The sequence below is a fragment of the Sphingomonas sp. SUN019 genome (assembly GCF_024758705.1).
Lineage (GTDB): Bacteria > Pseudomonadota > Alphaproteobacteria > Sphingomonadales > Sphingomonadaceae > Sphingomonas.
On sequence record NZ_CP096971.1, the window covers coordinates 3,011,647 to 3,030,172 of the forward strand.

General features: G+C 66.1%; 13 protein-coding genes and 1 tRNA gene. 8 read left to right on the plus strand and 6 right to left on the minus strand.

Annotated elements, in window-relative coordinates; genetic code table 11:
- Nucleotides 1-24: 24 nt before the first annotated feature.
- The 3 genes from rpmA to hspQ form a co-directional block, all read right to left on the minus strand.
- Entirely contained in the window at nucleotides 25-294 is a 270-nt protein-coding gene (rpmA, locus tag M0208_RS14550; protein ID WP_258892392.1) for a 50S ribosomal protein L27, read from the minus strand.
- A gap of 13 nt (nucleotides 295-307) precedes the next feature.
- Nucleotides 308-688, minus strand: coding sequence for a 50S ribosomal protein L21 (gene rplU / locus M0208_RS14555; protein WP_258893270.1), 381 nt, complete (start codon nucleotides 686-688; stop codon nucleotides 308-310).
- 379 nt (nucleotides 689-1,067) lie between these two features.
- Nucleotides 1,068-1,448, minus strand: coding sequence for a heat shock protein HspQ (hspQ, locus tag M0208_RS14560; RefSeq protein ID WP_258892393.1), 381 nt, complete (start codon nucleotides 1,446-1,448; stop codon nucleotides 1,068-1,070).
- Between the two features lie 147 nt (nucleotides 1,449-1,595).
- Between hspQ and M0208_RS14565 the strand changes: the two genes are divergently transcribed.
- From M0208_RS14565 to M0208_RS14575, 3 genes are all read left to right on the plus strand, one after another.
- Nucleotides 1,596-1,685, plus strand: a tRNA-Ser gene (locus M0208_RS14565).
- Nucleotides 1,686-1,732: 47 nt separating this feature from the next.
- On the plus strand, nucleotides 1,733-3,544 hold the full coding sequence (locus M0208_RS14570) for a hypothetical protein (RefSeq protein ID WP_258892394.1): 1,812 nt from the start codon (nucleotides 1,733-1,735) through the stop codon (nucleotides 3,542-3,544).
- Between the two features lie 123 nt (nucleotides 3,545-3,667).
- Complete coding sequence (locus M0208_RS14575; RefSeq protein ID WP_258892395.1) at nucleotides 3,668-5,695, plus strand: YiiX/YebB-like N1pC/P60 family cysteine hydrolase; 2,028 nt, start codon at nucleotides 3,668-3,670, stop codon at nucleotides 5,693-5,695.
- A gap of 51 nt (nucleotides 5,696-5,746) precedes the next feature.
- Here the strand turns inward: M0208_RS14575 and M0208_RS14580 are convergent, their stop codons facing one another.
- Nucleotides 5,747-6,322 (minus strand): TetR/AcrR family transcriptional regulator, encoded by a 576-nt coding sequence (locus tag M0208_RS14580; protein WP_258892396.1) that lies wholly within the window; start codon nucleotides 6,320-6,322, stop codon nucleotides 5,747-5,749.
- Between the two features lie 234 nt (nucleotides 6,323-6,556).
- On the opposite strand from M0208_RS14580, the gene M0208_RS14585 reads away from it, so the two are divergent.
- From M0208_RS14585 to M0208_RS14595, 3 genes are all read left to right on the plus strand, one after another.
- Nucleotides 6,557-9,070 carry a penicillin-binding protein 1A gene (locus M0208_RS14585; RefSeq protein ID WP_258892397.1) on the plus strand — a complete coding sequence of 838 codons (2,514 nt, stop codon included), beginning with the start codon at nucleotides 6,557-6,559 and terminating at the stop codon, nucleotides 9,068-9,070.
- Between the two features lie 148 nt (nucleotides 9,071-9,218).
- Nucleotides 9,219-10,346 carry a peptide chain release factor 2 gene (gene prfB / locus M0208_RS14590; RefSeq protein WP_258892398.1) on the plus strand — a complete coding sequence of 376 codons (1,128 nt, stop codon included), beginning with the start codon at nucleotides 9,219-9,221 and terminating at the stop codon, nucleotides 10,344-10,346.
- Nucleotide 10,347: 1 nt separating this feature from the next.
- The gene (locus tag M0208_RS14595) at nucleotides 10,348-11,139 is read left to right on the plus strand and encodes a class I SAM-dependent methyltransferase (RefSeq protein ID WP_408988104.1); all 792 of its coding nucleotides are present in this window, start codon (nucleotides 10,348-10,350) and stop codon (nucleotides 11,137-11,139) included.
- Here the strand turns inward: M0208_RS14595 and M0208_RS14600 are convergent.
- The gene (locus M0208_RS14600) at nucleotides 11,062-11,424 is read right to left on the minus strand and encodes a JAB domain-containing protein (RefSeq protein WP_258892399.1); all 363 of its coding nucleotides are present in this window, start codon (nucleotides 11,422-11,424) and stop codon (nucleotides 11,062-11,064) included. The two genes, M0208_RS14595 and M0208_RS14600, sit on opposite strands and share 78 nt — an antisense overlap.
- A gap of 145 nt (nucleotides 11,425-11,569) precedes the next feature.
- Between M0208_RS14600 and thyA the strand changes: the two genes are divergently transcribed.
- Entirely contained in the window at nucleotides 11,570-12,499 is a 930-nt protein-coding gene (gene thyA, locus M0208_RS14605) for a thymidylate synthase (RefSeq protein ID WP_258892400.1), read from the plus strand.
- Here thyA and M0208_RS14610 read toward each other — a convergent pair.
- Complete coding sequence (locus M0208_RS14610) at nucleotides 12,399-13,613, minus strand: glycosyltransferase (protein WP_258892401.1); 1,215 nt, start codon at nucleotides 13,611-13,613, stop codon at nucleotides 12,399-12,401. The two genes, thyA and M0208_RS14610, sit on opposite strands and share 101 nt — an antisense overlap.
- Before the next feature lie 274 nt (nucleotides 13,614-13,887).
- On the opposite strand from M0208_RS14610, the gene M0208_RS14615 reads away from it, so the two are divergent.
- Nucleotides 13,888-18,417, plus strand: a complete 4,530-nt coding sequence (locus M0208_RS14615) for an S-layer family protein (protein WP_258892402.1) — start codon at nucleotides 13,888-13,890, stop codon at nucleotides 18,415-18,417.
- Nucleotides 18,418-18,526 lie beyond the last annotated feature (109 nt).

The window sequence follows — 18,526 nt, forward strand, 5'->3', positions numbered from 1 at the left end:
GGCAACCCGTCTGGTTACCCGATGTTATTCGGCCGCTTCCGCCATAATGTCGACCGAACAGAACTTTCGGCCGAGCTTGCCGTCGTGGAACACCACGCGGCCGTCGACGAGCGCGAAGAGAGTGTGGTCGGTGCCGATGCCGACATTACGGCCCGGATAGAATTTCGTCCCGCGCTGACGCACCAAGATGTTGCCCGCGATCGCTTCCTGACCGCCGAACTTCTTCACGCCAAGGCGACGACCGGCCGAATCACGACCGTTGCGCGACGAACCGCCTGCTTTCTTATGTGCCATCTCGAACTACTCCTTACGCCTGCGCGGCCGGGGCGGCGTCGCCCTCCGGCTTCGCGGTCTTGGTCGTCTTCGCCTTCTTTTCGGCCCCCTTTTCAGAGCTGCCGATCGACACGATCTTCAGGATCGTGTGCTGCTGGCGGTGGCCATTCTTGCGGCGGTAATTCTGGCGGCGGCGCTTCTTGAACACGATGACCTTGTCGGCCTTCGCCTGCGCGATGATCTCGGCGGCGACGGTCAGGCCAGCGGTCGACTTCAGTTCCGAGCCTTCGCCCGCGAGCAGCACGTCGCCCAGCGTGATCGACGATCCAGCGTCGCCGTCGATCTTCTCGACGACGATCTTGTCTCCGGCGGCGACGCGATACTGCTTGCCGCCCGTGCGCACGATAGCGAACATGGCTTTAGTCACTTCCCAAATTCATATGCCCGTCCAGGCGCAGGCCCGTCGGGAGGAACGGCGCGGTTAGGCGAGGGGGGGCGAAGTGTCAACGATTCTTGTTTGGCTCCCGCGCCGATCGATGAAGCGGTGCAAGCGGCTGTCGTTTGATCGGCTCACGCCGATGCAGCGGTGCCAGCCCGCTCCCCCACCCCGCCTCCCAAGACACTATGCTGATTGGGAGGCGGGGTGGGGGAGCGGGCTGGCACCGCTTCACGCCCGTGAGGGCGTCAAAAAAACGATGCCCCGGACCCCACGCCGTCAGACGAAGTCGGCTGCGCCGACATCGCTGCCCGCCATGGCGAGTCCCGGCTTGCCTTCGGCAAACCGGGCCGCCCGCTTAGTGCCGGTGTTCACGCCGCAGATTGTAGCGCCCATCCTCGAACGCCGTGAACAGCCCGGCGATTGCGGGATGGTCGACCGGTTCGTCGCTGTCGTCGGGCACCAGATTCTGCTGGCTGACATAAGCGACGTAGCTCGATTCCATGTTCTCGGCGAGCAGATGATAGAACGGCTGGTCCTTGCGCGGGCGGATGCCTTCGGGGATCGCGTCATACCATTCGTCGCTGTTGGCGAAGACCGGATCGACATCGAAGATCACGCCGCGGAAATCGAACATCCGGTGCCGCACGACTTCGCCGATCGCAAACCGCGCGGTCGCGACCGGCGGCGCGTCGGGCAAGGCGATGGCGGCGCGGGGGGTGGCGTTGGTGCGGTTCATGCGGGCAATCTAGTCACTCCTTTGCGTCGCAACAATGCCTGTGTCGCGACGTCTTGCGACACCCGCTTGCGCGACCCCATCGCTTGCGTTAGAGGCGCGCCCTCCATCGACCGGCCGCCCCGTTTGCGCGCCGCGAACTACCTCTGCGGAGAGGTGCCAGAGTGGTCGATCGGGACGGTCTCGAAAACCGTTGTGCCCTTGCGGGTACCGTGGGTTCGAATCCCACCCTCTCCGCCACCTATCGCGCATTGAACCGACAGCGCGTTTGGCCTTACCTTGCCAGAATGACCGATGTCCGCCGCGATTCCGCGCCAAGCGGCCTCGGTCCTTTGCGATTGGTGCCGCGGTCGCGATTGGGGATCGGTGTCACGGGCCATCGGCTCGACCGGCTCGGCGTAGAGAATGGTGCGGTGGCGGGGCTGGCGATCGGCGCGATCCTTGGCCTCGTCGAGCAGGCGGCCGGTCCGCTCGATCGGGATGCGTTGCGACTGGTCACGTGCCTGGCCGACGGTGCGGATTCGATCGCGGCGGATGTGGCGGCCGATCGCGGATGGACGGTCGACGTCGTGTTGCCGTTCTTCCGAGAGGACTACGCGCAGGACTTTGCGGTGGGCGCTGCGCGAGACCATTATCTCTCGCAGGTCGCGCGGTGCGCGGCGGTGATGGAATTGCCGGGCGACCGCGCGTCGCCCGATGGCGCGGGCGTCGCCTATGAGCGCGCGGGTCGCATCGTCCTCGCGCAAAGCGACGTCCTGATCGCGGTGTGGGACGGCGGACCAGCGCGCGGGCGTGGCGGCGCGCCGCAGATCGTCGCGGAGGCCGTGTTGGAGGGCATTCCGGTGATCCATATCGATCCGGCCGCGCGGCACGACCCGGTGCTGCTGTGGGATGGCCTGGAAGAACGTGATCTGGGCCAGCAGACGATCGATACCGTCGCGCGGGGCGATCTGTCGGCGGTGGCGGGGCTTGTTCGCGCGGTGCTCGATCCGCCCGCAGACCGTGAAGGCCGCGCCGCGCTCGCGCGGTTCGAAAGGCCGTTGCCGCGACGGCGGACGGTCGCCTTCGCCTATCCTTTGTTGCTTGCGATCATGGGCGTGCGGCGGCTGCGGCTCGCGGATGTCGGCGGCCGGATCGATCCCGCTCGCCCGGCCGGCGAAATTCGCGGCATCTGTACCTCGGACGCCAGCTTCGCCGCGGCGGTGCGCGATCGCCTTGCGCCACGGTTCGCGCACGCGGATTCGCTCGCGACGCGGGCCGCGCAATTGTTTCGCAGCGTGTATGTGACCAACTTCGCCTTCGCCGCGCTGGCGGTGGTGCTGTCGTTGCTCGGGCTTGCGCTGCCGTCCGGTCTGAAGCCGGTGCTGATCACGCTCGAACTGCTGACGATCGGCACGATCCTGATCCAGACGCGGGCGGGAATGCGCGGCGCGTGGCACCGCGCATGGCTCGACAATCGCGCGCTGGCCGAGCGCATCCGCTGCCTGGCGGTGTCGAGCCAGTTGGGCGAACTGGAATTGCGCGCCGGAGAGGATCCGGCAGGATGGGTCGGCTGGTACGCCCGCGCGACCGCGCGAGAGGTCGGACTTCCTTCGGTGCGGGTCGATCCCGCTTATCTCGCGAGCGTGCGCGACGATCTGACGACGCTGATCGACGGGCAGATCGCGTATCTGAACGCCGATGCGCACCGGATGCACCGGCTGGAGCATCGCCTGCATTTGCTCGGCACCATATTGTTCGGGCTAACCGCCTTCGCCTGCGTCGGATTGCTGGCGTTCAAGGCGGCGGCGACGATGGTGCAGCAACTCCATCCGCTCGCCCAACCGCTGACGATCACGGCGACGATCCTGAGCGCCGCGCTGCCCGCGATCGGCGCTGCGATCTACGGCATCCGGATGCAGGGCGATTTCGCGGGTATCGCCGAGCGCAGTCATACGCTGGGCGAGCAGTTGCAGACCTTGCGTGCGGTGATCGACGAGGATGCGACGACGTTCGACACGCTCAGCCGCCGCGCGCGTCGCGTGACCGGGTTGCTGACCGCCGATCTAGCCAGCTGGCTGCAAACCTATCGCGCCCGGCCGCTGGCCTTACCTGGCTAAACGTCCATCGGTGCGTGGCGGGACTATTCGGGGGCATCATGAGGTCCGCGTCGTTCCATCCGGGGACAAATTTCGCTATCAGAACGGCCGCGTCGCAGCGGAACTTTCCTGAAAGGCCGGCGGATGGATTTCGATCAGATCGCGCCCTCTCTGAACACGGGCGACATCGTTCTGTTCCACGGCACGACGACAATCAGTTCGATCATCGACCGGATCACCCACAGCCAATATTCGCACGTCGGCATGGTCGTGCGGCAGGGTGGGCAACCGGGCAACGAAAACCTCTATATCTGGCAGTCGTTCGAGCCGCAGCACGGGGTGGTGTACGAACCGCTGGAAGCGTTCCTGCAATTGTATGTCGCGAGCGAGAAAGGCGCGAGCTTCGCCATGCGCCAATTGTCGGCCACGCCCGACGCGGCGCAGGTCACCGCGCTGACGCAATTCATGGCGCAAGTGAAGGGGCGGCCGTTCCCTGCGATGATTCCGTGGGTGCTCGATTATATCGCGGGCAGGCTGGGCATCCCGACCAACGAGACGACCTTTTATTGCTCCGAGCTGGTCGCGCAGAGCTTCATGGACATGGGGTTGCTCCCCGCGCGTCCGCTGGCGACGACCTACACGCCGGGCAGCTTTTCCGCCGCCAACGATGCGTTGCCGTTGCAGGGCGGTGTCAGCTTCGGTCCCGAAATTCAGGTGACGCTCGATCCCGCCGCCGCGCCGGTCGCCACCGCCTTTGCGAAGATTTCGGCGAAGACCGGGCGGGCGGCGGTCGATCCGGTCCCACCATCGGCCTATCCGACGTTCCGCCCGGTCACGACGCCCGCCCCGGCGATGCCCGATGCGTGGAGCGGCGTGGTGCTGCTCCATCCGTTCAGCCCGCCGCCGACCGACGATCCCAAGCCCGACAACCCGTTCTTCCAGATGGGCATCGCGGCGATCGATTGTGTGAAGGACGAGTTCTTCTCCGCGCGGGTCGCCGGGTGCGAGAGCAACTGGTGGTATGTGACGACCAAGACCGAAACGCGGTTGTCGATCGACGGCGGCGCGACGTGGACGACGATCGATCTCGGCTGGTCGCTGCCGTCCGACTGGTATGGCGCGCAAGGTCCGAATGCGCGCTGCGCCGGGGCGTCGGCGCTCAACTGGATGTCGTCGCGGTCGCGCGACTGGTGGGTGATCCCGGTGCCGCAGCCGGGCGATTCGCCACCCTATGCGACGTGGCTGTGGTTCGATTCGGCGACCGGCGATCCGGTGCGGATGATGTTCGGCAACGGCCCGCCGCAGCCGACCTTCGGCGACCCGACGCAGCTTGCGTTCTTCCAGATGTTCTCGCTGACGTGTTTTTCCAGCTTCACCCGCTACGACGCGGCGGATGCGCCAGCGCTGCCGACCGCGTGGGAAGACCCGGTCATCCCCGGCCTCAGCGTCGGCAATCCGAGGGGCTACAAGCCGTTCGTGTGGAACATCAACAGCGCGCTTACGTCCTTCTCCACCCCGGTGAACGGCAATTTCAACCCGCTGCAAAGCCGCACGCTTTATGTGTGGAAGCCCGATGCACGCTTCGCGACCTATACCGATCGCGCGCAGAGCACGTTGATGCACTATACCTACAACCAGTCGCTGCCGAATATTGGCAAGCCGATCTCGACGGTGGAATCGTTGCTTACTGGCAATGGTCCGACCAGCGCGCCGCCTCAACCGCACGCCGGGACCGGCTTTCTCTACACGAAGTATGACGACGGCAGCGAGGCGTGCGAAACCGGCGCGGATTTCAGCTTCGGGCAGGAGCGGCCGAACTGGGTGTCGACCCCGGGCGTGCAGGGCACGTGCGAGGCGACGATCGTCGACAATCCTGCGCTGACGCCGAACACCACCGTAACGGTCTATTCGGTGCTATTTCCGCCCGCCGATAAATATCCGCAGGGGACGTATCTGTGGGCATGGTATTCGCCGCTGTCGGCCGACGGCGTGTCGAGCCGCCCGGTCCTGTTCATGCAGGCGCAGTCCGCGCTAAACGCGGGCACCAGCCTCGCGCTCGACGATTACTTCTTCTACGACACGCCGTGGCAGCCGATCGATCCCGCCAATTTCGAGATACCGCCGGTGTGCCTGACCAGCCCGAACGATCAGACGCCGGGATCAAATACCTGACTCTGTCGGCGGGGCGTTCGTCATCGTCGGTCAGAGTCCATACGGCATATTCTAGAACCCCAAGCGCAGCCGGATATGCCGCCGCGACGCGGCGAGCGTCTCCGCCGCCTCCGCTATCCCCTGCGTCCTTGCCAGCGCCACCGCGCCGACGAGTTCGCTAAGCATAGAGCGGGCGAGGGCTTCGGCGTCGGAGCGGCCGCATTCGGCGAGTAACGCGGCGATCCGTCCGACCAGCGCAGCGACGCCGTCGCGGTAACTTTCGCGTGCGCCGTCGTCCATGTGCGGCAGTTCGCTGGCAAGCGTCGGGACGGGGCAGCCACGCGCCAGGCGGGCGACATGCGAGGCGGAGAGATAGCGGTCCATGAAGCGGCCGATGCGGTCGGGGGCGGGCAGATCTTCGCCCGCGTCGAGCAACGCCGCGCCCTCTGCGAACATATAGGTGACCGCGGCGGCGACCATGGCGTCGCGGCTGACGAAATGCTGGTAGAACCCGCCGTGCGTCAGCCCCGCGCGCTTCATGATCGCGGCGACCCCGATCCCGCGCACGCCCTGTTCGCGTAAGCCCGCGGCGGCGTGGAACAGGATCGCGGCGCGGGTTTCGGCCTTGTGGGTGGGGGTGTAGCGCATCGGCGAACGTCTATCGGATGATGGGCGTCATTCAAAGGGTTGGCCGTAATCAAATCCTCCCCGGCACGGGGAGGTGGCAGCCGTAGGCTGACGGAGGGGGCAAGCCACAGGCGGTTCGCTCTCGGCCCGCCCCCTCCACCAGCTTCGCTGGTCCCCCTCCCCGTGCCGGGGAGGAACTGAGATCAAGCTGGCGCTTCCCCCGGCCCGCGAACCTGCTAAACGCTCGACGCTAGTATGGCGTCGACACCTCCCGAACCGATGAAGCTGCGGCTGCGCCGTGAGGCGAGTGGCGTGCGCGAGCGGCTGTCACGGCTGTGGCGATCGCGCTGGATCAAGGCTCTGGTCGCGCTGTTCGCGTTGTTCCTGATCGGGATCGGGGCGTTCTGGCTGATCTTCATGCGCGATCTGCCGTCGGTCGAGCAGCTGCGCACTTATGAACCGCCGTTGCCGACCAACGTGCGCGGGATCAACGGCGCGCCGATCTATTCCTATGCCCGCGAACGTCGCGTCGAGCTGGCCTATGCAGAATATCCGCCGATGCTGGTGCGCGCGTATCTCGCCGCGGAGGACCGGACGTTCTTCGAACATCACGGCGTCGATTTCCCCGGCCTGGCGGGCGCGGTGATCGATTATGCGTCGAAGATCGGGTCAGGCAAGCGCGCGCGTGGCGGTTCCACGATCACGCAGCAGGTCGCGAAGAATCTGCTGATCGGCAACGCGTATTCGCCGACCCGCAAAGTGAAAGAGGCGATCCTTGCGTACAAGATCGAGGAGACGCTGACCAAGCCGCAGATCCTGGAATTGTATCTCAACCAGATACCGCTCGGCCGCAACGCGTTCGGCGTCGAGGCCGCGGCGCACGCGTATTTCGACAAGGAACTGGACGAGCTGACACTGGGTCAGTTCGCGTACCTCGCGATACTGCCGAAGGGGCCGGCCAATTACGATCCGTTCCGCAATACCGACCGCGCGCTGGAGCGGCGCAACTACGTGTTGAACGAAATGGAGCGCAACGGCTTCATTAGCGCAGGCCAGCGTGAGCAGGCCGCGGCCGAGCCGATCGGCGCGGTGCTGCGTCGAACGCCGAAGTTCGAGCGTGTCGGCGGCTATTTCGTCGAGGAAGTGCGCCGCCAGCTGATCGACAAGTTCGGCGAGACGGCGCGCGACGGGCCGTACAGCGTCTATTCGGGCGGGCTGTGGGTGCGCACCTCACTCGATCCAAAGGTCCAGGGTTTCGTCGCGCAGGCGTTGCGCGAGGGGCTGCTGCGCTTCGATCGCGGGCGCGGCTGGGCGGGACCACTGAAGCACGTCGATATCGATGGCGACCGCTGGCTGTCGGCGTTGATCAACACGAACATCGGGCTGGACTATAACGACTGGCGCGCGGCGATCGCGATCGCGCGGGACGGCGACGCGTGGCAGATCGGGTTCGCCGACGGCCAGACCGCGACCATGCCGCGCTGGGCCGCGCAGACCCCGGTGCGCGGCGAGGGCGGCACCGCGTTCGCCGCGATCGAGGCGGGCGACATCATCGCGGTCGCACCGGAGGGCGGGCGGTTCGCGCTGCGATCCGTACCGAAGATTTCCGGCGGGTTCGTGGTGCAGGAGCCGTCGTCTGGCCGCATCTTGGCGATGCAGGGCGGCTTCGACGCCTCGCTGCAGGCGTTCAACCGCGCGACGCAGGCGCAGCGGCAGCCGGGCTCGACGATCAAGCCGATCGTCTACTCCGCCGCGCTCGAACACGGCATGACCCCCGCGTCAATCATCGTCGACGGGCCGTTCTGCGTGTATCAGGGCGCACGGCTGGGGCAGAAATGCTTCCGCAACTTCGGCAATTCGCGCGGTGCGGGGCCGCACACGATGCGCTGGGGCATCGAACAGTCGCGCAATTTGATGACCGTGCGCGCGGCTGCGACGACCGGCATGACCAACGTCGTGAAGCTGATGAAGGACATGAAGGTCGGCGATTATCAGCCGTATCTGTCCTATGCGCTGGGCGCGGGCGAGACGACGGTGACCAAGATGGTCAACGCTTATGGTGTTCTCGCCAACAACGGCCGCTGGCACGCGCCATCGCTGATCGATTACGCGCAGAACCGGCGGGGTCAAGTGATCTGGCCCGAGAATTGGCGCGCGTGCGACCGCTGCAATACGCCCGACTGGGACGGCAAGGCGATGCCGCGCCCGGCGTCTCGCGGGAAACAGGTGATGGACGCGATGAGCGCGTTCCAGATGGTCCACATCACCGAAGGCGTGATCCAGCGCGGCACCGCGACCGTGCTGCGCGATCTCGGCCGTCCGATCTTCGGCAAGACCGGCACCAACAACGGCCCGACCGACGTGTGGTTCATCGGCGGCACCCCGCAGATGGTCGGTGGCCTGTATATCGGTTATGATTCGCCGCAAAATCTAGGCGGTTATGCGCAGGGCGGGACGCTCGCTGCGCCGATCTGGAAAGCGTTTGCGGTGAAGGCGTTCGAGGGGATGCCGGTGCTGCCGTTCCGCGCGCCGCCGGGAATCAGGATGGTGCGGATCGATCGCGCGTCCGGCCGCCCGGTCTATGCCGGCTGGCCCGCGTTCGACGATGTGAAGCCCGGCATCATCTGGGAAGCGTTCAAGCCGCAGAGCGAGGCGCGCCGCGCGTCGCGCCGCCGCGGACCCGAACCCACCGCTTCCGCGACCGCCGCGCCGAAGGCCGCGGCCCCCGTCGACAGCGACTTCTTGCAGAGGCAGGGTGGCATCTACTAAGTCGCTCACGACACTTCAGTCATCCCCGCGAAAGCGGGGACCCATGTCGGGCCCGTTCCGCGAGGACTTCCCCGCAGTTTTCGGCGATAGCGCGGGCCATGGGTCCCCGCTTTCGCGGGGATGACGCCTGATTTTTGGAGAATATCCCATGCGCGCCGAAGCGCAGGCTCATGTCGACGACATCAACGAGGCGCTGGCGTTGCTCCGCCGCTTCCTCGACTGGGACCGTGCGCTCCGCCGTCTCGACGAGCTGAACGCGCGGGTCGAGGACCAGGCGTTGTGGAACGATCCGAAGGCCGCGCAGGACGTGATGCGCGAACGCCGCCGTCTCGACGAGGCGATCGCCGCCACGCGCGCGATCGAAAGCGAACTGTCGGACACGATCGAACTGATCGACATGGCCGAGGCCGAGGGCGATACCGAGATGGAGACCGAGGCGGTCGGCAACCTGGGTGTGCTGTCGAAACGCGCGCAGGCCGACAAGGTGAAGGCGCTGCTGGCGGGCGAGGCCGACGGCAACGACACCTATATCGAGGTGAACGCAGGCGCGGGCGGCACCGAGAGCCAGGATTGGGCCGGGATGCTGAGCCGCATGTATTCGCGCTGGGGCGAACGCCACGGGCTGAAGGTCGAGCTGGTCGATCAGCATTCGGGCGAGCAGGCGGGGATCAAATCCGCGACGTTGCTCCTGAAGGGCGAGAACGCTTATGGCTATGCCAAGACTGAGAGCGGCGTGCATCGGCTGGTGCGGATCAGCCCGTATGACAGCGCGGCGCGGCGGCATACGAGCTTTGCCAGCGTCTGGGTCTATCCCGTGATCGATGAGAATATCGAGGTCGACTATAACGAGAGCGACCTGCGTATCGACACGTACCGCGCGTCCGGCGCAGGCGGGCAGCACATCAATACGACCGATTCGGCGGTGCGCATCACGCACATCCCGACCGGCATCGTTGTCCAGTGCCAGAACCAGCGTTCGCAGCACAAGAACAAGGCCGAGGCGTATAACCAGCTCCGCGCGCGACTGTACGAACGCGAACTGGCGATCCGCGAGGCGGCGGCCAATGCCGAGAACGACACGAAGACCGACATCGGCTGGGGGCACCAGATCCGATCCTACGTCTTGCAACCGTATCAGATGGTGAAGGATCTGCGCACCGGCGTGGTCTCGACCGCGCCGTCCGACGTGCTCGACGGTGATCTCGACGCGTTCATGGCGGCGGCGCTGTCGCAGCGCGTGACGGGTGAGGCGGTCGAAGTCGAGGACGTCGATTAAGGTGCGCGTTCCTTCCGCACTGGTGCTGATCGCGCTGCTCGCCGCGTGCGACGGGTCGCAGCCGCTGATCAAGCGCGAGACGGAGGAGCCGGGTCCGTTTCCCGCCGCCGATCGCCCGGTCGCGTCGATCGTGTCGGATCGCTGGTCGAACGAGGAAGCGCGCGACCGGCTGAACGAAGCGGGCCTGGTGATGGCGAAGGCCGCGATTCGGCCGGGCATGACCGTCGCCGACATCGGCGCGGGCGAGGGCTATTACACCGTCCGCCTGGCACAGAAGGTGGGTGCGGACGGCCGCGTGCTGGCGGAGGACATCATGCCCGCGGTGCGCGATGCGCTGGCCGAGCGGGTTGCGCGCGAACGGCTGGAGAACGTCAGCGTGAAACTCGGCACCCCCGCCGATCCGAAGCTGCCCGAGGGCAGTTTCGACCGTATCTTCATGGTGCATATGTATCATGAGATCGCGCAGCCGTATGAATTCCTGTGGCGGATGCGGCCGTCGCTGAGGCCCGACGGGCTGGTGGTGGTGGTCGACGCCGATCGTCCGACGCGCGATCACGGCACCCCACCCGAATTGCTGAAATGCGAATTCGCCGCGGTCGGATACCAGCGGGTGGCGACCGACGAGATGCGTTCGGCGGGAGGCTATATCGCGACGTTCCGCCCGGTCGGAGCGCGGCCCGACCCCGCGAGTATCAAGGCGTGCCGGATGAAACCGTCACAGCAAACCGCGTCCCCGGAAGCTGGTGACCACGTCCCCCGCCAGCACCAGATGGTCGATCAGCCGGATCCCTAGAGCGTCGAACGCTGTCGCGATGCCGCGCGTGACGCGGAGATCCTGGGTGCTGGGTTCTGGATCGCCGCTGGGGTGATTGTGCGCCATCACGACCGCGCGCGCATCGAACGCCAGCGCGTCGGTCGCGACGAGCCGGATCGGCACATTGACCGATGCGAACCGCGCGGATGGGATATGGCGCATCCCCAGCAATCGGCCGTGCGAATCGAGAAACGCGAAGACCACCACCTCCATCCCGACGACCGCGATCGGCGCGAACAGGTGAGCGAACGAAGTTTCTGACATTATTGCAGGATGAACTGGCCTGTGTCGCTCGTATCGCGGTCGGTCCAATTCGGAGAGGATAGTGGCGTACAATCGCCTACGATCTTCTGGTCTTGGCACATCGCGCCTGATCGGCGACAGCGTTTCCCATCGGGAGATTGCGGCGATGACGGCCGAGCGGCATGAAGAAGACCAGTATCTGACCCTGCTCCGCGCAGTCTGGGAACGGGGCGACGAACGGCGCGATCGCACAGGTGTCGGCACGCGGTCGCTGTTCGGCCCGACGATGCGGTTCGATCTGTCCGATGACGCCGTTCCGTTGCTGACCACGAAGCGGATCGCGTGGAAGACAGCGGCGCGCGAAATGCTGTGGTTCCTGACCGGCGACACCAACATCCGCGAGCTTGTCCGGCAGAAGGTGCATATCTGGACCGACTGGCCGCTCGATCGCTATCGCCGCGCGAGCGGAGAGGCGATCGACCGCGACGCGTTCGAGGCGCGGATCATCGCCGACGACGCGTTCGCTGCGCAATGGGGCGATCTCGGCCCGGTGTATGGCAAGCAATGGGTCGACTGGGAAACGTACGAGCCGGTCGGCGACGGGCTGTTCCGGCGCGGGGCCGGGATCAACCAGATCGCTGCGCTGGTCGACGGGTTGCGCACCAATCCGGCGTCGCGGCGCCATATCTTCACCGGGTGGAACGTCGCACATCTGGACGAAATGGCGCTGCCGCCCTGTCACATGACGTATCAATATCATGTCGCGAACGGTCGGTTGTCGGGAATGTTGTGGCAGCGGTCGTGCGATCTCGGCCTGGGCTTTCCCTTCAACGCATTCTCCGCAGCGTTGCTGATCAGGATGCTGGCGCAGCAATGCGATCTGGAGCCCGGCGAACTGGTGTGGAGCGCGGGCGATGCGCACGTCTATCTGAACCACGAACATCTGGTGACCGAACAATTGTCGCGCGAGCCACGGGGATGGCCGAAGCTGCGGATCAATCGCCGCGCTGCGTCGATGTTCGACTACGAAATCGAGGACTTCGCGATCGAGGATTACGATCCGCACCCGCATATCGCCGCGCCGGTGGCGGTGTGAGCGTATCGTAGATCGCCATCACCGCGTCGGCATGCTGCCGTTCGCCGAACCGGACGCGTGCGTCGGCTGCGGCCAGCGTGACGAGATCGTGCAGGCGCGGCGTGTCGGCGAGCAGAGAATTGGCGGCGCTGGCCAGCGCCGCCGGGTTCTCGGGCGGAACGAGCACGCCCAGCGCCCCGTCGCGCAACGCATCGGGGTTGCCGCCCGATGCGGTGGCGATGATCGGCGTGCCGACCAACATCGCCTCGATCAGCGTCCGGCCGAACGGTTCGTCGATCGCCGGGCATAGAAGCAGGTCGCAGCCCGCGATCCAGCGGCTGCCGGGTGCGCGGAATCCCATGATCGCGATGGCGTTCGAGATCCCTTGTTGGGCGGCGCGCGCCTCTATCAAGGCGTTGGTAACGTCGAACGGCTCGCCAAAGATCAACCCGAGCACCGCGCGATCGGGCGCGATCGCGCGCATTCGGGCGATTGCGTCGACAAACAGCAACGGCCGTTTCCGATCGATGAGCGCACCGAAGAAGCCGACTAGCTGAGTGTCGGGGCCGACGCCCAGTTCATCGAGCAAAGCGCGTCGTGCGGCCCTGCGATCTTCCTGGACAGTCGTATCGAACGGGCTGTGAATGACGCTGGAAGACCGCCGTCCCCAGTGCGCCCCGGCGGCGAAGCGCGAGACGGAGACGACATGGCTGGCCAGCAACGGCGCAACCAGCCGCAGACCGAGCGCATCGGGTGCACCACGATGATGCCAGACGAGCCGGCATCCCGCGAGCCGCGCGGGCAGCGCCCAGACGGCGTGCGTCCGGCCGTCGTTGGTGTGGACGATGTCGATCTGTCGATCGCGCAGCACCGCGCGCAATCGCTCGGCGGCGGCGATGATCGCCGGAATCTGCAACGGCCGTAGCCTTTCACCATGATTCAGGCCGGGCGTTCTGGGCGCTTGTACGATTTCCACGTCGGCGCTGCGAAACAGCGCCGCGATCGCGCCGTCCAGCGCGTCGACCAGCACCAGCGGCGTGAAGCGCGTCCGGTCGAGTTGCTTCACCAGGCCGAGCGCGGAAATATGGCTGCCGCCGACGGCGTCGCCGGAAAATGGAAAGCAGATTCGGCGCATGACGCTCCTGAAACATGTGCCGGATCGCGTGTTCGCGGCGTTCGCCACTCTACGATGCCGGTATGCCGCGCGACGGGGCCTTTAGAGCATCACCCAAAAGGTTAGGGATGCACGAATGGGAGGGCGGCGCGGCAATTTCTCGTCGTGCACGCTCGTCATTGCAATTCGCCGATGAGGCCCACGCCGTTACGATAAAGACGCGGGCGTAATCGACAATGTGCGGGAGTCGCCGGCGCGGACGCGGTGGGCGCGGCGTCCCTGGGGGAGACTGACGATGGCTGGGGCCTATACCGAACTCACGCCGGACGTGCTGGTCAACACCACGACCACCGGCCTGCAGACCGATCCGACCATCACCGCGCTGGCCGATGGGGGGTTCGTCGCGATCTGGACCGACGGCAGCGCAAGCGGCGCGGACGTCAGCGGGAATGCGGTGCGCGGTCAACGCTATGATGCGCTGGGCAACCGCGTCGGGACGGAATTTCTGGTCAACACCACGACCGCCAACGCGCAGGAACTGGCGTCGGTCGCGGCGCTGTCCGGTGGCGGCTTCGTCGTTACGTGGAGCGATTCGAGCACGGCAGCCGATCCCGACCTGCAGGGCATCCGCGCACAGGTGTTCGACGCCGGCGGCGCAAAGGTCGGCAGCGAATTGCTGGTCAACACGCAGACCCGGTTGGGCCAGACGAACTCCACGGTGACCGGGCTGGCGGACGGCGGGTTCGCGGTCAGCTGGACGGACGGCAGCGGCCGCGGGGTCGACACGTCGGGCACCGGCGTCAAAGCGCAACTGTTCACGGCGGCCGGTGCGCGCAGCGGCAGCGAGTTTCTGGTCAATTCGACGACAGGGGCCAGCCAGACCTTTCCGGCGCTGACCAGTCTGGCGACCGGCGGGTTCGTCGCGATCTGGACCGACGCCAGCGGGCTGGGCGGCGATCCTACCGCGCCCAGCGTCAAGGGACAGATTTTCAGCGCCAGCGGCGTCAAGCTGGGCAGCGAGTTTTTGGTGAACACGACCACCGCGTCCACGCAGGACCAACCCGTCGTCGCGACCTTGGCGAATGGCGGCTTCGTCGTCGCATGGCGCGACGTCAGCCTGATCGGCGACACCAGCGGATCGGGCATCAAGGCGCAGATTTTCAGTGCGTCGGGCGCGAAGGTGGGGGCGGAGTTTCAGGTCAACACCACCGAACTCAACACGCAGGATCAGCCGACGATCACCAGCATCCCCGGCGGCGGATTCGTCATCGGCTGGCGCGACAACAGCACGCTCGCCGCCGACGCCAGCGGGTTCGGGATCAAGGCGCAGGTCTTCAACGACAGCGGCGCGAAGCTGGGCACAGAGTTTCAGGTCAATGGCGTCACCACCGGAAACCAGCAATTGCCCGCAATCACCGCGCTGAATTCGGGCAATCTGGTCTTCGCCTGGAGCGACCTCGGCACGACGCAGGCGAACGACGCCGACGGCAGCGTCAGGATGCGGCTGCTGGCGGCGACCAGCGGCGCGATAACGGATCTGACTTTGGCCGCCAATCCGATCTCAGAGGCGGCGGTTCAGAATACGGTCGTCGGCAGCCTTTCGGGCAATGGCGCGATCAACGCGGCCTACACCTGGTTGCTGATCGACGATTCGACCGGCGGCGGGTTTCGGATCCGCGGATCGCAACTGGAGATACGCGACAGTCTCTTGCTGGACTATGAAACGGCGCCGGTCGTCTCGCTTACGATCCGTGCGACCGATACGTTCGGCAACACTTTCGACAAGACGATATCGCTGACGCTGCGCGATGCGATCGACGAGGACCGTTATGCGGCGGGACCGGAAAAGCTGGTCAACGTCGCGATCACGGGAAACCAGCAGCAGGCGGCGCTCGCGGCGCTGACGTCGGGCAACCATGTCGCGGTGTGGAGCGATCCGAGCGGCGTGGGCGGCGATACGAGCAGCTATGGTATCAAGGGCGTCATCCTGAACGACGCAGGCGACCGCATCGGCGGCGAATTCCTGATCAATGGTCAAACCGCCAACAGCCAGGACAATGCGAGTGTCGTGTCGCTCGCCACCGGCGGTTTCGTCGTGACCTGGACCGACGCCAGCCTGTTGGGCGGCGATGCGTCGGTAACGTCGATCAAGGGCCGGTTGTTCGACGCCGGTGGAACCGCGATCGGCGCCGAATTCCTGGTCAATACCGCAACCGCCGATGCGCAGCGCGCGTCGTCGGTAAGCAGCCTGTCGGGCGGCGGGTTCGTGGTCGTGTGGACCGATTCGAGCTTGCAGGGCGGTGATTCGAGCGTTTCGTCGATCAAGTCGCGCCTTTACGATTCCGCGGGCAACGCGATCGGCGGCGAGGCGCTGGTCAATACACAGACGTCCAATCGTCAGGACGCAGGGGTGGTCGCCGGGCTGGCGTCCGGCGGCTATGTCGTGACCTGGGCGGACAGCAGCACCGTCGGCGGCGACATCAGCAAGGACGCGGTGAAGGCGCAGATGTTCGGTGCGAACGGCGCGAAGATCGGCGGCGAATTCCTGGTCAACACCGAAACCGCGGGCAACCAGCAACAACAGGCGATCGTGGCGTTGATTGATGGCGGTTTCGTGATCGCATGGGCCGACGGCAGCCGAATCGGTGGCGACGCGGACGCGTTCGGGATCAAGCTGCAACGCTTCGACGCGAATGGCGCGAAGGTCGGCGGAGAGGTGCTGGCCAACACCACGACGGCCGGATCGCAGATGGCGCCGACGCTGGCCGCGCTGGCGAACGGCGGGTTCGTGGTCAGCTGGAGCGACTATAGCGGCGCGGGCGCGGAGAATGCGACGGCCGGCGTCAAGGCGCAGGTGTTCGACGCGAGCGGCGCGAAGGTCGCCGGCGAATTCGTGGTCAATGACGAAACGCTGGGGATCCAGGCCGATCCGGCGATCATCGGGAGCCTGGACGGCGGGTTCCTGATCGGCTGGGCAGACAGCAGCGGCCAAGGCGGCGACGACCTGGGATCCGGGCTGAAGCTGAGAGCGTTCGATCAATTGGGGCCGCAAGGGCCGCCGCCGGTGCTGGTCGCCAACCCGGACACCGTCAGCGGCACCGAGGACACCGTCGCGACGATCGACATCAGCGCGCTGCTGGCCAACGACGTCAATGCGAACGGCCTGCCGTTCCAGTTGGTCGCGGTCACCGCGATCACCGGAGGCAGCGTGGCGCTGGACGGCGCGGGGCATGTGATCTTCACGCCCTCGCCGAATTTCAGCGGTTCGGCGCTGTTCGGCTATACGATCGCCGATACCGATGGAGAGGTCGCGCGTGGCCGCGTCACGGTGCAGGTCGCCGGCGTCAACGATGCGCCGACCGCGAATGGCGATCAGGTCAGCGTGTCGGAGGATGGTGGCGCGATCCAGGCAGCGCTGCTGCTGGCCAACGATTCGGACCCGGATCCGTCCGATCAGATCACGGTGGCGTCGATCTCAACGACCAGCGCGCAGGGCGCTGCGCTGACGCTGTCGGGCGGATCGATCGGTTATGCGCCGGGTGCGCAATTCCAATACCTTCGCGCCGGTCAGAGCGTGACCGACAGCTTCTCGTACACGATCACCGACCTGGCGGGACTGACGTCCAGCGCCACGGTCACGATGACGATCGTCGGCGCGAATGACGCGCCGGTGAACCTAGCGCTGGCGGGCGGCGCGGTGAACGAGAATGCCGCGGGCGGGACCGTCGTCGGCACGCTGTCGGCGAGCGATCCCGACAGCGGCGACACGATCCGGTACAGCCTGACCGGCACTGGCGGCGGGCGGTTCGTGGTCGACGCGATCACCGGCGTCATCAGCGTGGCGGCGGGGGCGTTGATCGATTTCGAGGCCACGCCGTCGATCACCGTCACGGCGCGCGCGACCGATGCAAGCGGCGCGTTCGTCGAATCGGCCTATGCGATCGCGGTCAACAACCTCCCCGAACCGAAGAGCTGGACCGGCGACAACGGCGTGAACATCTTCACCGCGCCCAGCAACGATTTGTGGACGATCAACGGCTTGGGCGGGAACGACGTACTGACCGGCAACGCCAGCGCGGACACCATCAACGGCGGCAGCGGCAACGACACGCTGGACGGCGCGGGTGGCGCGGATACGTTGATCGGCGGGACCGGCAACGACATCTATTTCGTCGACAATGCCGGCGATCAGGTGACCGAGAATACTGGTGAGGGCGCGGACACGGTCAACGCCTCGATCGACTATGTGCTGGGATCGGCGGTCGAAAATTTGAACCTGACCGGCCTCGCCGACCTGAACGCCACCGGCAATGATCTGACCAACACTATCAACGGCAACGACGGCGCGAACATCATTCGCGGCGGGCTGGGCGGCGATTTGCTGAACGGCAATGGCGGCGCGGATCAGCTATATGGGCAGGATGGCGGGGATTTCCTGCAGGGCGGCGACGGCGCGGACCTGTTGGTCGGCGGCGCGGGAGGGGATGAGCTGACCGGCGGGGCGGGGGCGGACACGTTCCTGTTCGACAGCCTGACTACATCTGCCGACCGCGACAAGCTGCGCGATTTCACGCCTGGGCAGGATGTGATGGCGTTTTCCCGCGCGGTGTTCGCAGCCCTGGGCGGGCAACCCGCCGGGACGCTGGCGGCCAATCAGTTCGTCAACGGCACGCAGGCGCTGACCGCGGATCACCATTTCATCTACCAGGTGGCGACCGGCAATCTGTGGTATGATCCCGATGGCGTCGGCGGCGTAGCGCAGATCCAGATCGGGTTGCTCAGCACGCGCCCGACGCTGACCGCGGCGGATTTTCTGCTGATCTGACGCGGCCCCGCCATCATTGCATCGGGCGTTATTTTACGCGGGCAGTCGGCTCGCGTAAAATCTCGTCCTCTCACATCTTGTGACGGATCGGTCGCCTAATCGGAAGTAT

Coding starts and splice junctions, on each gene's coding strand:
- rpmA (WP_258892392.1), bottom strand. CDS start 294: ATGGCACATAAGAAAGCAGGCGGTTCGTCGCGCAACGGTCGTGATTCG.
- rplU (WP_258893270.1), bottom strand. CDS start 688: ATGTTCGCTATCGTGCGCACGGGCGGCAAGCAGTATCGCGTCGCCGCC.
- hspQ (WP_258892393.1), bottom strand. CDS start 1,448: ATGAACCGCACCAACGCCACCCCCCGCGCCGCCATCGCCTTGCCCGAC.
- M0208_RS14570 (WP_258892394.1), top strand. CDS start 1,733: ATGACCGATGTCCGCCGCGATTCCGCGCCAAGCGGCCTCGGTCCTTTG.
- M0208_RS14575 (WP_258892395.1), top strand. CDS start 3,668: ATGGATTTCGATCAGATCGCGCCCTCTCTGAACACGGGCGACATCGTT.
- M0208_RS14580 (WP_258892396.1), bottom strand. CDS start 6,322: ATGCGCTACACCCCCACCCACAAGGCCGAAACCCGCGCCGCGATCCTG.
- M0208_RS14585 (WP_258892397.1), top strand. CDS start 6,557: ATGGCGTCGACACCTCCCGAACCGATGAAGCTGCGGCTGCGCCGTGAG.
- prfB (WP_258892398.1), top strand. CDS start 9,219: ATGCGCGCCGAAGCGCAGGCTCATGTCGACGACATCAACGAGGCGCTG.
- M0208_RS14600 (WP_258892399.1), bottom strand. CDS start 11,424: ATGTCAGAAACTTCGTTCGCTCACCTGTTCGCGCCGATCGCGGTCGTC.
- thyA (WP_258892400.1), top strand. CDS start 11,570: ATGACGGCCGAGCGGCATGAAGAAGACCAGTATCTGACCCTGCTCCGC.
- M0208_RS14610 (WP_258892401.1), bottom strand. CDS start 13,613: ATGCGCCGAATCTGCTTTCCATTTTCCGGCGACGCCGTCGGCGGCAGC.
- M0208_RS14615 (WP_258892402.1), top strand. CDS start 13,888: ATGGCTGGGGCCTATACCGAACTCACGCCGGACGTGCTGGTCAACACC.